Below are 14048 nucleotides of genomic sequence, written 5' to 3'. Positions count from 1 at the left end.
ACGCCGCCGCGGCCGCCACCCGAATCCAAGCTACCCGACGACCTCCATGCTTCGCCACCTCTCGATACGCGACTTCGTCATCGTCGCCGCGCTCGACCTCGAATTCGACAGCGGCTTTACCGTTTTCTCGGGCGAAACCGGCGCCGGCAAATCGATCCTGATCGACGCCCTCGCGCTCGCGCTTGGCGCGCGCGCCGAGGCGAGCGTCGTGCGCACCGGCGAGAGCCGCGCCGATATCACCGCGGAGTTCGAAACGCACGCGCAGGTCGATCAATGGCTCGACGCGCAGGCGCTCGGCGCGGCCGACGACGGCCAGCACGGCGGCACCGTGATGCTGCGGCGGGTGGTCGACGCGAACGGCCGCTCACGCGCGTTCATCAATGGCACGGCCGCGACGCTCGCGCAGCTGCGCGAGGTCGGCGAAATGCTCGTCGATATTCACGGCCAGCATGCGCACCAGTTGCTGATGCGCCCGGACGCGCAGCGCGAGCTGTTCGACACGCACGCGGGCCTGTCCGACCTGGCCGCCGCCGTGACACGCGCGTGGCGCACGTGGCGCGACAAGGCGCAGGCGGTCGAGCACGCGCAAACGCGCGATCGCGAGCTGCAACTCGAACGCGAGCGACTCGCGTGGCAACTCACCGAACTCGACAAGCTCGCGCCGCAGCCGGGCGAATGGGAAGAGGTCAACACCGAGCATCGGCGGCTGTCGCATTCCGCGAATCTGATCGACGGCGTGCAGGGTGCGCTCGGCGCGCTGTCCGAATCGGACGACGCGATGATCACGCATCTCGGCTCGATCGTATCGAAGGTGCGCGACCTCGCGGAGATCGACCCGGCGCTGAACGACGTGCTCGCGGCGCTCGAACCCGCCGAGATCCAGTTGCAGGAAGCCGCGTATTCGCTGAGCCACTACGCGCAGAAGCTCGAGCTCGATCCGGAGCGGCTCGCGCAGGTCGAAAAGCGCCTCGACGCGCTGCACTCGGCCGCGCGAAAATTCCGTCTGCAGCCCGAGACGCTGCCGGAAGAACACGAAGCGCGCCGCAAGCAATTGGCCGCGCTCGACGCCGCCGCCGACCTCGACGGCCTGCGCGCCGCCGAGGCGCAAGCGAAGGACGCGTTCGTCGCCGAGGCTAAAAAACTGTCGAAGGCACGGGCCAAAGCAGGCAAGGCGCTCGGCGAGGCGGTCACGACCGGCATGCAGGAACTGTCGATGAAAGGCGGCAGCTTCGAAGTCGCGCTGGTGCCGTTGCCCGAAGGCGGTGCGCATGGGCTCGAGCAGATCGAGTTCCGCGTGGCCGGTCACGCCGGCGTGCCGCTGCGGCCGCTCGCGAAAGTCGCGTCGGGCGGCGAACTCGCGCGTATCAGTCTCGCGCTCGCAGTGATCGCGAGCGCGGCCAGCCCGACACCGACGCTGATCTTCGACGAAGTGGATACCGGCATCGGCGGCGGCGTGGCTGAAGTGGTCGGGCGGCTATTGCATCAACTCGGCGAGGCGCGCCAGGTGTTGTGCGTGACCCATCTGCCGCAGGTCGCGGCGCGCGGCGATCATCATTTCCAGGTCGCAAAGATGAGCAACGGCACCGGCGGCACGCTCAGCAGCGTGACCTCGCTCGACAAGGCGAGCCGCATCGAGGAAGTCGCGCGCATGCTCGGCGGCCTCGAAATCACGGCGACCACGCGCAAGCACGCGAAGGAAATGCTGGCCGCCTGAGATTGCGCCGTGCGCAGCTCACCGCACACGGCCTGAGTCGGGTTGGCCGGGACGTCACACCGATCCCGGCCGCGCATGATGCGCTCGCGCTACGCGAAATGCGCAAGCGCCTTTACCCAAACACCCTCTTCCACAACGCCAGCACCGCCTCGCGCTCGGCCGCGACCAGCGCCGGATCGACCCGCGCCTTCTCCATCCCATCGAGCCGCAGCGTGTGCTGCAGCTTGCGATAGCGCCGATAGGCGGCGCCGACCGTCTCGGCTTCCGCTTCGCTCATCAGCCCGAAACGCGACACTTCGCGCAGCAGCGCGATATTGCCGGTATTGCGGATCAGCTCGGGATCGCGCGCCGCATGCAGCAGCACCCAGTACTGCACGGTGAACTCGATATCGACCATGCCGCCGCGGTCGTGCTTCAGGTCGAACAGAGTCGGCGTCTGGTTCGGGTGACCCGCTTCGACACGCGCGCGCATCTCGACGATCTCTTTCGCGAGCGGCGGCGCTTCGCGCGGTGTCGTCAGCACCTGTTCGCGGATCGCCTCGAACTTCGCGCCGATCTCCGGGTCGCCCGCACAGTAGCGTGCCCGCGTCAGCGCCTGATGCTCCCACACCCACGCGGTATTCGCCGCGTCGCCCTCGCGCAGCTGGTAGCGGCGGAACGCGTCGAGATCGGTGACGAGCAGGCCCGACTCGCCGTTGGGCCGCAGCCGCAGATCGATGTCGAACAAGGTGCCGGCGCCGGTCGCGGTGGTCAGCCACGTGATCAGGCGCCGCGTGAAGGCGGCGTAGACGTCGGCCGCGGCATCGTCGGGATCGTCATACAGGAAGATCAGGTCGAGGTCCGACGCGTAGCCGAGCTCCTTGCCGCCGAGCTTGCCGTAGGCGATCACCGCGAAGCGCGGCACGTCGCGGTGACGTTTGGGCAATTGATTCCACACGGCTTCGATCGTCACGTCGAGCACCGCGTCGGCGAGCTCGGACAGTCGGTCGCTGACGTGCTCGACGGACAGCTTGCCGGCAAGATCGATCAGCAGAATGCGGAACACCTCGGCCTGATGCGCGTGGCGCAGCAGATCCATCTGCTGCTCGACGCCGTCGGCGGCGGCGAGCCGCAAACGCAACGTACGCTTGAATTCGGGCCAGTCGAACGGGCTGTTGATCGCCTCGCCGTCGAGCAGTTCGTCGAGCAGCTGCGGATGCCGGATCAGATAGCCGGCCGCCCAGCGCGAGCCGCCCAGCACCGACAGCACCTGGTGCAGCGCCTGCGGATACTCGGTCAAGAGCGCCAGATACGCGCCGCGCCGGCTCACCGCTTCGAGCAGATCGAACAGGCGCGCGACCGTATCGCCGCGCCGGCCGGCCGGCTCCAGCGTGCGCGCGGCTTCGAGCGCGCGCTGCGCGACGATGTCGAAGCGCTGCCGGCTGCGCTCGTTCAGGCCCGTGTAGCGCGACGAGCGCCACACCGCCTGCAGCCGCGCGAGCAACTCGCCGGGTTCGGCCACACCGAGTTCGATGAGGCGCGCGCGCAGCGCGTCGTCGGCGCTATCGTCGGCGAGCGCACTGCTCCACACCCACGCGGCCGCGCCGTCCTCGGGCGCGCCGCAGCCGTCGCGGCCGCCCACCTTGTCGGCGAAAATCTGGTCGAACTGCTGTTCGACGAACTCGCGATGCGCGTCGAGCTTAGTCATCAATTCCGGGTAGTCGTCGCAGCCCATCGCGCGCGCGAGCGCCGCGCGGTCTTCGGCACCGACGGGCATCGCGTGAGTCTGCGCGTCGTTGCGATATTGCAAGCGATGTTCGAGCTCGCGCAGAAAGCGATACGCCTGCGACAGCTTCAGGCACACCGACGGGTCCATCAACCCATGCGTGGCCGCATGGCGCAGCACGGCGAGCGTCGGCCGCACGCGAAAGCCGGCGTCCTGGCCGCCGCGGATCAGCTGGAACACCTGCGCGCTAAACTCGATTTCACGGATGCCGCCTCGGCCGAGCTTGATGTCGTCGGCCTTGTCGGGGCGCATCGACGCGCGGCGCTGCGCCTCCTGGCGGATCTGCAGATGCAGCGCGCGGATCGCGCTGATCACGCCGAAATCCAGATAGCGTCGATAGACGAACGGCGTGACGATCGCATCGAGCTGCTTCTGCAGCCGCTGCGCCGCGGCGCTTGCGCCCTCGGACACGAGCCGGCCCTTGATCCACGCGTAGCGCTCCCACTCGCGGCCCTGCACGTAGAAATACTCTTCGAGCATGCCGAGGCTGCACACGAGCGGGCCCGAATCGCCGTTCGGCCGCAGACGCATATCGACACGAAACACGTAGCCGTCGGCGGTGACTTCAGCGAGCGCGCCGATCAGCCGCTTGCCGAGCCGCGTGAAGAACTCCTGGGTCGCGAGCGGCGAGCGCTGGCCGCCGGTGGTCTCGCCATCGTCCTCGTATACGAAGATCAGATCGATATCCGACGACACGTTCAGCTCGCGCCCGCCGAGCTTGCCCATGCCGACCACGCCGAGCGTGAGCCGCTCGCCCTGCTGGTCGCGCGGCTCGCCATACAGCGCTTCCAGCTCGGCGCTCAGCACCGTCAGCGCGCGCTGGATCGTCGTTTCCGCGAGCTCGGTCATCGCGCCGGTGACTTCGGCGATATCGGCTTCGCCGGCCAGGTCGCGCTCCATCACCGCGCAGAATACTTCGGTGCGCAACTGGCGCAGCGCGCGTTTCAGCGCATCTTCATTGACCGGCGCACCGGCGGGGCCAGCCGCCTCGGCGCACAGTGCGTCGAGACGCGCGTCGATGCGCTCGCGCGTCAGCGGTTCGTCGGCCAGCGCGCTGACATGCGCGACCAGTTGCGGGCGGGCCGCGGCGGCGCGCGCGGCATAGTGCGAATAGCTGGAACTCAGGAGGGTTGCGTCAGTCATCAAAAATCTGGCTCGCTCGTTGCTTGATCGAATTTGTCCGGCGGTATTCTGACGATGTAGGGGTGTCGTTTCGGGGTCGCTGTCGTATCGTTCTATTGTGCAACCGGCACGCGGCGGCAAGCATGCCGAAGCCCGTGCCGAACGGCCTCGCGAATCCCCGTCACGGGCTTTCGGACAGGGTTTGCAGGAAGTCCGCCGACACTTTCCCGTGTGTTACATTTCGTCGTTAACACGCAAAACTACCATACGCCCAGCCGCCGCAGCATGTCCGAGCGAAACGAATCCGCCGACCCGCAAGCCCCATCGCAGGTCCGGCATGTGAGCGGAAGCGACCACATCGTGTTGCGTCGGACGTTTCGCGTGCTCGCCACGCTCGCACTCGTCCTCTATTTCATCGCGGGCGGAGTGTTTCTGGGTTTGCGCTACGCGGTGCTGCCGCGAGTCGACACGTTCCGGCCGCGCATCGAAGCCGCAGTCTCCGACAAGCTGCACACCCAATTCACGATCGGCCGGCTCGCGCCGCACTGGAGCGGCTTCCAGCCTGGGCTCGACGTCACCAACCTCGTCATCCGCGATCACGACGGCCAACCCGCGCTGACGATTCCGCACGCCACCGCGACGGTATCCTGGCGCTCGCTATGGGAGTTTCATCCGGCGCTGTCGAGCCTGATCGTCGATCAGCCGGACGTGCTGGTGTCGCGCAGCGACGACGGCGTGCTGTCGGTCGCGGGCGTGCCGGTACCGACGCGCCACAGCGGCAACGACGCGCTGTCCACCTGGTTGTTGCGTCAGCAGGCGATCGTCGTGCGCGGCGGCGTGCTGCGCTGGCGCGACGCGACCCGCCACGAGCCCGAGCTGGCGCTGCGCGATATCCGCATCGCGATCCTCAATGACGGCCGCGACCACCGCATGGCGCTGCAGGCGCCGCCCGACGGCAGCGTGCTGAAAGGCCCGCTCGACTTCCGCACGCACTTTCGCCACGCGCCGCTCTCCGCGATCGGCAAGCCGATCAACTGGAGCGGCCAGGTGTATATGTCGACGGGCCCGGTCGATCTGCCGACCCTCGCGCGCTACGTCGAATTCCCGATCGAGACGTTCGCCGGCCGCATCGACAATGCAATCTGGATCGACTTCAGCGAAGGCCGCATGAACCAGGCGACCGGCCAGCTGAACGGCAACGACGTCGCGATGCGGGTGCGCCCGACCCAGCCAAAGCTGCTCGTGCCGATCGCCCACTTTCTGTGGCGCGTCGAGGCAGACGACGGCGAGTACCGGCTGCAGTTGTCGGACCTGCGTGCCGAGCTCGGCCAGCCGCCGCTCGAAGACGGCACGCCGCTCACGCGCATCCTGCGGTTCCGGACCCTCGACAGCCGCTACCGGACCGCGTCGCAGCAGCACGGGCAGCTTTTGAGCATCAGCGGCGATCGTGTCGATCTCGGCATCCTCGCCGAATTCAGCCGCGCGCTGCCGTTGCCGCGGCACTTTCTGAACGAACTCGTGCGCATCAATCCGCGCGGGCTGGTCGCGAACTACGTGATCGAGGTCGAGCGCGACAAACCGGAATCCGGAGAAGTGGGCAGCGACCATCGGCCGACGGGTGCGGAGCCGATCGAGCGTTATCGCTTCAAGGGCGATCTGCAGGGCATCAGCTTCGCCGCCCAGGAGCCGGGGCCTGGCCTGACGCCGCGCGGCCACCCGCGCGCCGGCATTCCCGGCATCGAGAACCTGTGGGGCACCGTCGACGCCGACGAAAAAGGCGGCCGCGCGAACCTCGATACGTCCAACGTGGCGATCACGCTGCCAGGCGTGTTCGACGATCCGCGTCTGACGCTCGCGCGTCTGCGCGGCCGCGCCGAGTGGACGATGGGCAAGAAGACGCCGGGCGACACGCGTCCCGCGTTCGCGGTCAAGCTCGACGATTTCAGCGTATCGAACCCCGACGTCGAGGCAAGCGCGACCGCGAGCTACAGCAATCCCGGCCACGGCCGCGGCTCGCTCGACCTCAAAGCCGACTTCCAGCGCGCGCAGGTGACCCGTATCGCCCGCTATCTGCCGACCGCGGTCAGCGAAAAGCTGCGTATTTACCTGGACCACGGCCTGCAGGCTGGCGTGTCGCGCGGCGGCACGATCGAAGTGCACGGCGACCTGACCAAGTTCCCCTACGCACGCGACCCCGACGCCGGCCTCTTCCACATCGTCGCGCCGTTCACCGGCGGCAAGTTCGATCCGACGCCGTTCCCGCCGCGCAACATGCGCAACGGCACGCCAAACGTTTGGCCCCCGCTCGACGGCATCGACGGCGTGTTCGAGCTCAAGCAGAACGTGCTGCGCTTCGACATCGACCGCGGCCGTTACAAGCGCGTCGCGCTGACCGGCGTGAACGGCCGCATCGACGACCTCGGCACCAAAGGCTCGAACCTCACCATCCAGGGCAACGGCCGGGGCCCGCTCGCCGACATGCTCGACTATGTGAACCGCAGCTCACTCGGCATCATGGCGCGGCATCAGACCGAAAAGATTCGCGCGGAAGGGCCTGCGTCCCTCGCGCTGAAGCTGACGATCCCGCGTACGCCGAAGCCGCATGTCGGCGTCGAAGGCGCGCTAGGCTTCCTGAACAATCGCCTGAGCGTGAGCAATGCGCCGCCGCTGTCGCGGCTGAACGGCCGGGTGCGCTTCACCGAACGAACGGTCGAGGTCGAGCGGCTCTCCGGACAGTTCCTTGGCGGCGACGTGCATGCGAACGGCGGCTTGCGGCAAGACGGCACATACGCGCTCGCGCTCAACGGCCACATCGCCGTCGATGCCGCACGCGAGCTGCATCCGCCTGGCGCGGCCGCGCAGGTGCTGACGCATATGAGCGGCAGCGCGCCTTATGCGTTGCGCGTCGCCGGCGCGAGGGGACGCCTGCCGCAGGTCAGCGCCAACTCGGATCTGAGCGGCCTCGCTCTCGATTTTCCAGCGCCGTTCGAGAAGCAGGCCGGCACACCGATGCCGCTGCATTTTGCGGTCAATCCGTCGACGGTGCCGGGCGAAGCCGGCCTCGAACGCGCCGACCTGACGCTGGGGCCGGTCGCCGCCGCGTATCTGCTGCGTTATCGGCCGAGCGCGCAGCCGCGTACGCCACCGACCGTCGTGCGCGGCGCGATCGGCGTGAACCGGGCGGTCGAGCTGCCGTCCGAGGGCGTGGTCGCCGCGGTGGACATCAAGGAGTTCAACGCGGATGCCTGGCGCGCGCTCGCCGCGCAGTTGCGCGCGGGCGCGGCCGGCGCGAATGGCGTGAACGGCGGCGCGAACGGCGGCAATAGCGCAACCAACGCCAGCAGCGCGACCACCCCCGCCGCCGCGCCGAATCCGATGCTCACGCAGTTCCTGCCGAACCGCTTCGCGCTGCACATCGACACGCTGACGCTTCTCAAGCGTCACTGGGACAACGTGATCGTCGGCGCGTCGCATATGGATCGCACGTGGCAGGCGAACATCGCGTCGAATCAGGTGTCCGGCCACGTGTCGTGGCTGCCGGGCGTGACCCGCGAATCGCCGGGAGAACTGCAGGCGCGCTTCGCACGCGTCGTGATTCCATCGGTCGCGGACAAGGACCTGCTCGGCCCGGCGATGTCGGCGCCCGCGCTGAACATGCCGTCGATCGATCTGGTCGTGAACGAGCTGATCGTGCACGACCGCAACGTCGGCCGGCTCGAGGTCGACGCGCACAACTACGACGAGAACGGCGTGCCGGTGTGGCAGCTCGACAAGCTCGACGTGACGAACCCTACCGCGACGCTCACCGCGACCGCGAACTGGCGCACCTCGACCGAACTGCCCATCTCGGCCGACGAGGCCACGCCGCGCCGCACCGTGTTCGATTTCAAGCTCGACATTAAGGACGCTGGCGCAATGCTCGAGCGCTTCGGTCTGCCGAGAACGCTCAAGGGCGGCATCGGCTCTATCCAGGGCAAGGCCGTGTGGCAGGGCGGCCCGACCACGATCGACTATTCGACGCTGAACGGCAACCTCGCGCTCGATCTGCGCCACGGCCAGATCCTGAAGGTCGATCCAGGCGTCGCAACGCTGCTCGGCGTGCTGAGCCTGCAAAGCCTCGCGCGCATCGCCACGCTCGATTTCCGCGACGTGCTCGGCGAGGGCCTGCCGTTCTCGAGCGTGACCGGTACCGCGCAGATTCATGACGGCATCGCCCGCACCGACAACTTCAGGATGGTGACCGCGCCGGCCCGCGCCGAAATGGTGGGCTCGGTCGACATCGCGCAGAGAACCCAGAACCTGCACCTGCACGTGATACCGACCGTCAGCGCCGGCTCCGCGGTGATCGCCGCGACGATCATCAATCCGCTGATCGGCCTCGGCGCGCTGGTCGCCGATATCGCCTTCACACATGGGGTGTCGCACGTGTTCGCGCGCGACTACGCGATCACCGGTTCGTGGTCCAAACCGCAGGTTCAGCGGGTGACGGGCGAACGGGGTAAGATTGACGCTCCGGCTTCGACCGTGGAAGCGCACTGAGCTTCGGTTTCCCTGGCGCCGCTGTCTCGTTCCACGCGGCCGCTCGTGCCGCTCTGCCGACTCGATGCGCCAACGGGGCCGAGCCAGCCCAGAACCATGCGGTGCCCGCGCTTCATACCGCCGCCCGCCGGGAGTCTTTCGACACGCTCATGAGCGAAACACACGTCACATCATCCGCATTCGCCGCAACGTCCGGCTCTGTCGCCAGCCCCTTTCGGGTCGCCGCGCTGCAGATGGTCAGCACGCCGGATCGCGATCGCAATCTCGCCGACGCAGAGCGCCTGATCGCCGAAGCCGCCGCCGACGGCGCGCAGCTCGTGCTGCTCCCCGAGTATTTCTGTTTCATGGGCTTCAAGGACACCGACAAGCTCGCCGTGCGCGAGCCGCATCGGGATGGCCCGATCCAGCGCTTTCTGGCCGACGCCGCGCGCCGCCACCGGCTCTGGGTGATCGGCGGCACCTTGCCGCTGAACGCGCCGGAGGCGTCGCGCGTGCTGAACACGACGCTGGTGTTCGACCCGCTCGGCAACGAAGCCGCGCGCTACGACAAGATCCATCTGTTCAACTTCGAAAAAGGCGATGAATCGTTCGACGAAGCTCGCACGATCCGGCCCGGCACCTCGGTGCAAAGCTTCGAGGCGCCATTCGGCCGGGTCGGCCTGTCGGTCTGCTACGATCTGCGCTTTCCCGAGCTGTACCGGCGCCTGGGCGACTGCGCGCTGATCGTGGTGCCGTCCGCGTTTACCTACACGACCGGCCGCGCGCATTGGGAGCTGCTGCTGCGCACCCGCGCGATCGAAAACCAGTGCTACGTGCTCGCCGCGGCGCAGGGCGGCAAACATGAAAACGGCCGCCGCACCTGGGGCCACAGCATGCTGATCGACCCGTGGGGCGAGATCGTCGCGGTGCGCGACGAGGGCGCCGGCGTGGTCGCGGGCAACCTCGAACGCGCGCGCATCGACGATGTGCGGCAGAGCCTGCCGGCATGGCGTCACCGCGTGCTGACCTGAAACCGACATTGAAACTGCCGCGCCTGCCACGCATATACCGACGCAGGCGCTCCCCGACCCCTTCGTATCGAGCAGAACATACTTCGCATGAACATCATCGAACCCGGTATCCGTAATCTCGCCGCCGCCAAGGACATCCTCCTCACGCCCTATGGCCTCGACGAGTCGCTGCTCACGCGCACGCTCGCCGAAATCTTCACGCACCGCGTCGACTACGCGGACCTGTACTTCCAGACCACCCGCAGCGAAGCGTGGAGTCTCGAGGAAGGCATCGTGAAATCGGGCAGCTTCAGCATCGACCAGGGCGTCGGCGTGCGCGCCGTGTCGGGCGACCGTACCGCGTTCGCCTACTCGGACGACCTGTCGCCCGAAGCGATCCGCCAGGCGGCCATCGCCACGCGCGCAATCGCCAAGGCGGGCGGCGGCAAGCAGAAGATCAAGGTGGCGTCGTCGCTGACCGGCATCGCCGGACGCGATCTGTACCTGCCGTCCGACCCGCTGCATTCGCTCGACGCCACCGCGAAGGTCAAGCTGCTCGAGCGCATCGAACAGATGGCGCGCGGCCGCGATCCGCGCATCCAGCAGGTGATGGCGGGCTTGGCCGGCGAATACGACGTGGTGCTGGTCGCGCGCAGCGACGGCGGCTTCGCGGCCGACATCCGGCCGCTCGTGCGCGTGTCGGTCACCGTGATCGCCGAGCAGAACGGCCGCCGCGAAATCGGCAGCGGCGGCGGCGGCGGACGTTTCGACTACGGCTATTTCACCGATGAAGTGCTGTCGCGCTATGTCGACGATGCGGTGCACGCGGCCCTCGTCAATCTCGACGCGCGTCCGGCGCCGGCCGGCGCAATGACCGTCGTGCTCGGCCCGGGCTGGCCCGGCGTGCTGCTGCACGAAGCGATCGGTCACGGGCTCGAGGGCGACTTCAACCGCAAGGGCTCGTCGGCGTTCGCCGGACGCATCGGCGAGCAGGTCGCCGCGAAGGGCGTCACCGTGGTCGACGACGGCACGCTGCCGAACCGCCGCGGCTCGCTCAATATCGACGACGAAGGCAATCCGACCCAGTGCACGACGCTGATCGAGGACGGCATCCTGAAGGGCTACATCCAGGACACGCTGAACGCGCGCCTGATGAAGATGCCGGTCACCGGCAACGCGCGGCGCGAATCGTACGCGGCGCTGCCAATGCCGCGCATGACCAACACGTACATGCTCAACGGCGACAAGGACCCGCAGGAAATCCTCGCGTCCGTGAAGAACGGCCTGTATGCGGTGAACTTCGGCGGCGGTCAGGTGGACATCACGAACGGCAAGTTCGTGTTCTCGGCCTCCGAGGCGTACATGATCGAGAACGGCAAGATCACGTATCCGGTCAAGGGCGCGACGCTGATCGGCAGCGGCCCGGAATCGCTGAAGTACATCACGATGATCGGCAACGACATGAAGCTCGATTCGGGCGTCGGCGTGTGCGGCAAGGAAGGCCAGAGCGTGCCGGTGGGCGTCGGTCAGCCGACGCTGCGCATCGAGAAGATGACGGTCGGCGGCACGGCCTGATTCCTCGGCGGATGCACGCTTCGCGCACGCAAAACGCGAAGCGTGCGGGTTTTCCGCATTTTTCGACGTCCCGGCTTGCCACCCGAGCCTGTACCGGTTATAAAGTCACTCACCCTTTTTTGACCAGCGACGCATTCACTTCGCCATGTCCGCCAAGTTTTATTTTTACTTTTTTTGGTATCTCAGACCGCTGGCGGATCGAGAGGGGTGTTAGTACACGCAGGACACCGAGAATTCCCGAAAAACCGCCAGCTAGTCTGGCGGTTTTTTTTCGCCTCGCGCTTTTCGATACCTATTTGGCCCACGCGAACACGCTACGAACCGATTCAGGAGAACCACATGCCCCCGCACAATACCGACGATGTCCGCATCCGCGAATTGAAGGAACTCACGCCGCCCGCTCACCTGATCCGCGAGTTTGCTTGCGACGAGACGGTGTCCAACGTGATCTACGAATCGCGCACCGCGATGCATCGCATTCTGCACGGCATGGACGACCGTCTGATCGTCGTGATCGGCCCGTGCTCGATTCACGATCCGAAGGCCGCCATCGAATACGCGGGACGTCTGATCGAGCAGCGCAAGCGCTTCGCCGGCGAGCTCGAAGTCGTGATGCGCGTGTACTTCGAAAAGCCGCGCACGACGGTGGGCTGGAAGGGTCTCATCAACGACCCGCACATGGACAACAGCTTCAAGATCAACGAAGGTCTGCGCACCGCGCGCGAGCTGCTGCTGCGGATCAACGAACTCGGTCTGCCCGCCGGCACCGAGTACCTCGATATGATCAGCCCGCAGTACATCGCGGATCTGATCTCGTGGGGGGCGATCGGCGCGCGCACGACCGAATCGCAGGTGCATCGCGAGCTGGCTTCGGGACTGTCGTGCCCGGTCGGCTTCAAGAACGGCACGGACGGCAACGTGAAGATCGCCGTCGACGCAATCAAGGCCGCCTCGCAGCCGCACCACTTCCTGTCGGTCACCAAGGGCGGGCACTCGGCGATCGTATCGACCGCGGGCAATGAGGACTGCCACGTCATTCTGCGCGGGGGCAAAACGCCGAACTACGACGCCGACAGCGTCAATGCGGCCTGCGCGGACATCGGCAAGGCGGGTCTCGCCGCGCGTCTGATGATCGATGCGAGCCATGCGAACAGCTCGAAAAAGCACGAAAACCAGATTCCGGTGTGCGCGGACGTCGGCCGTCAGATCGCCGCGGGTGACGAGCGCATCGTTGGCGTGATGGTGGAGTCGCACCTCGTCGCGGGTCGCCAGGATCTGAAGGAAGGCTGCCAGCTCACGTACGGCCAGAGCATTACCGATGCATGCATCGGCTGGGACGAAAGCGTCGCCGTGCTCGAAGGCCTTGCCGAAGCGGTCAAGCAACGCCGCGTCGCGCGCGGCAGCGGCAACTGAACGCCTGCCCCGCCGCCATCGCGGGGGCTTGTCGGTAGTCCGTAGAAAACCCGGTTCGATTTCGAACCGGGTTTTTTATTGGCCATTCGGACGAATGGTACTGAGCCGGCCGCCTCGCTATCGTCATAGCTCGTTGCCTGGTTGCTTGCACGACTTGACTGGGCTGGAGAGTGCGTATAAGATTTTGTACATGAGGTGGCGATGGAGCAGGAAAAAGAAATTCGCTGGTTAGGCTCCAGCTACCGTGATTTGCTTGCTTTTCCCACCGAAGCGCGTCGTCTCGCCGGGTTTCAGCTTCACAAGATTCAGTCAGGACTCGACCCTGACGACTGGAAACCGTTCGAGTCTATCGGCGCGGGAACTCGCGAAATTCGCATCAGAGACGAGGACGGTATTTTTCGCGTGATGTACGTGACCAAATATGCCGAAGCGCTGTACGTGCTGCATTGCTTTCAGAAGAAAACGCAGAAGCTCGGACCGCGCGACAGAAAAATTGCCGAAACGCGCTATCGCGCCATCACTCATTACAGGACCACCCAGCCATGACGATCGACACCAACATTCGTCACGTAACGCGAGCCGGCGCGAACGTGTTCCTCGAACTCGGTTTTTCCGCCGAGGAAGCGAAGCGCCTTCACGCGGCGTCGCAAAAGCAGATCAACGACACGCGGCTGCTCAAGGAACAATTGATGACGGAGCTGTCCACGTGGATCGAACAGCATCATCTGAAGCAGGCCGAGGCGGCCGAAATTCTGATGGTGTCGCGTCCGCGCGTGTCAGACGTCGTCAACAAGAAAACCACCAAGTTCACGATCGACACGCTCGTTGAAATGCTGAGCCGCATTGGCAAGCCGGTTACGCTCGCCGTCGGTTGAGCGGTTGAGCGTCGGCTCGTGCGAAGCTCACTACCTATTTATATGCGCATGGGCGT

Annotated in this window: 8 protein-coding genes; 7 read left to right on the top strand and 1 reads right to left on the bottom strand. The window is 66.4% G+C overall.

Features of this window, described 5'->3' with window-relative positions; genetic code table 11:
* Window positions 1-46: 46 nt before the first annotated feature.
* Entirely contained in the window at window positions 47-1714 is a 1668-nt protein-coding gene (recN, locus tag AB3X95_RS23875; RefSeq protein ID WP_176109502.1) for a DNA repair protein RecN, read from the top strand.
* Between the two features lie 112 nt (window positions 1715-1826).
* Here recN and glnE read toward each other — a convergent pair whose 3' ends face one another.
* Window positions 1827-4625 carry a bifunctional [glutamate--ammonia ligase]-adenylyl-L-tyrosine phosphorylase/[glutamate--ammonia-ligase] adenylyltransferase gene (gene glnE, locus AB3X95_RS23870; protein WP_368622693.1) on the bottom strand — a complete coding sequence of 933 codons (2799 nt, stop codon included), beginning with the start codon at window positions 4623-4625 and terminating at the stop codon, window positions 1827-1829.
* A gap of 261 nt (window positions 4626-4886) precedes the next feature.
* On the opposite strand from glnE, the gene AB3X95_RS23865 reads away from it, so the two are divergent.
* From AB3X95_RS23865 to AB3X95_RS23840, 6 genes are all read left to right on the top strand, one after another.
* On the top strand, window positions 4887-9140 hold the full coding sequence (locus AB3X95_RS23865) for a YhdP family protein (RefSeq protein WP_368622692.1): 4254 nt from the start codon (window positions 4887-4889) through the stop codon (window positions 9138-9140).
* 149 nt (window positions 9141-9289) lie between these two features.
* Window positions 9290-10150 carry a carbon-nitrogen hydrolase family protein gene (locus tag AB3X95_RS23860; RefSeq protein ID WP_368622691.1) on the top strand — a complete coding sequence of 287 codons (861 nt, stop codon included), beginning with the start codon at window positions 9290-9292 and terminating at the stop codon, window positions 10148-10150.
* A gap of 87 nt (window positions 10151-10237) precedes the next feature.
* On the top strand, window positions 10238-11704 hold the full coding sequence (gene tldD, locus AB3X95_RS23855; RefSeq protein WP_184225997.1) for a metalloprotease TldD: 1467 nt from the start codon (window positions 10238-10240) through the stop codon (window positions 11702-11704).
* Window positions 11705-12043: 339 nt separating this feature from the next.
* Window positions 12044-13117: a 3-deoxy-7-phosphoheptulonate synthase AroG gene (gene aroG, locus AB3X95_RS23850; protein ID WP_176109507.1), complete on the top strand. Its 1074-nt coding sequence runs from the start codon at window positions 12044-12046 to the stop codon at window positions 13115-13117.
* Window positions 13118-13318: 201 nt separating this feature from the next.
* The gene (locus tag AB3X95_RS23845; RefSeq protein ID WP_176122484.1) at window positions 13319-13663 is read left to right on the top strand and encodes a type II toxin-antitoxin system RelE/ParE family toxin; all 345 of its coding nucleotides are present in this window, start codon (window positions 13319-13321) and stop codon (window positions 13661-13663) included.
* Entirely contained in the window at window positions 13660-13992 is a 333-nt protein-coding gene (locus AB3X95_RS23840; protein ID WP_008923434.1) for a helix-turn-helix domain-containing protein, read from the top strand. Before AB3X95_RS23845 ends, AB3X95_RS23840 begins: the two co-directional genes overlap by 4 nt.
* Window positions 13993-14048 lie beyond the last annotated feature (56 nt).

This window comes from Paraburkholderia sp. BR13444 (assembly GCF_040948755.1).
GTDB lineage: Bacteria > Pseudomonadota > Gammaproteobacteria > Burkholderiales > Burkholderiaceae > Paraburkholderia > Paraburkholderia youngii.
This window is presented reverse-complemented; position numbering and strand designations above follow the sequence as displayed.

What these genes read in the sequence shown, in the direction of transcription:
- AB3X95_RS23860 (WP_368622691.1), top strand. Translation starts at nt 9,290, where the DNA reads ATGAGCGAAACACACGTCACATCATCCGCATTCGCCGCAACGTCCGGC.
- AB3X95_RS23865 (WP_368622692.1), top strand. Translation starts at nt 4,887, where the DNA reads ATGTCCGAGCGAAACGAATCCGCCGACCCGCAAGCCCCATCGCAGGTC.
- AB3X95_RS23840 (WP_008923434.1), top strand. Translation starts at nt 13,660, where the DNA reads ATGACGATCGACACCAACATTCGTCACGTAACGCGAGCCGGCGCGAAC.
- AB3X95_RS23845 (WP_176122484.1), top strand. Translation starts at nt 13,319, where the DNA reads ATGGAGCAGGAAAAAGAAATTCGCTGGTTAGGCTCCAGCTACCGTGAT.
- recN (WP_176109502.1), top strand. Translation starts at nt 47, where the DNA reads ATGCTTCGCCACCTCTCGATACGCGACTTCGTCATCGTCGCCGCGCTC.
- aroG (WP_176109507.1), top strand. Translation starts at nt 12,044, where the DNA reads ATGCCCCCGCACAATACCGACGATGTCCGCATCCGCGAATTGAAGGAA.
- tldD (WP_184225997.1), top strand. Translation starts at nt 10,238, where the DNA reads ATGAACATCATCGAACCCGGTATCCGTAATCTCGCCGCCGCCAAGGAC.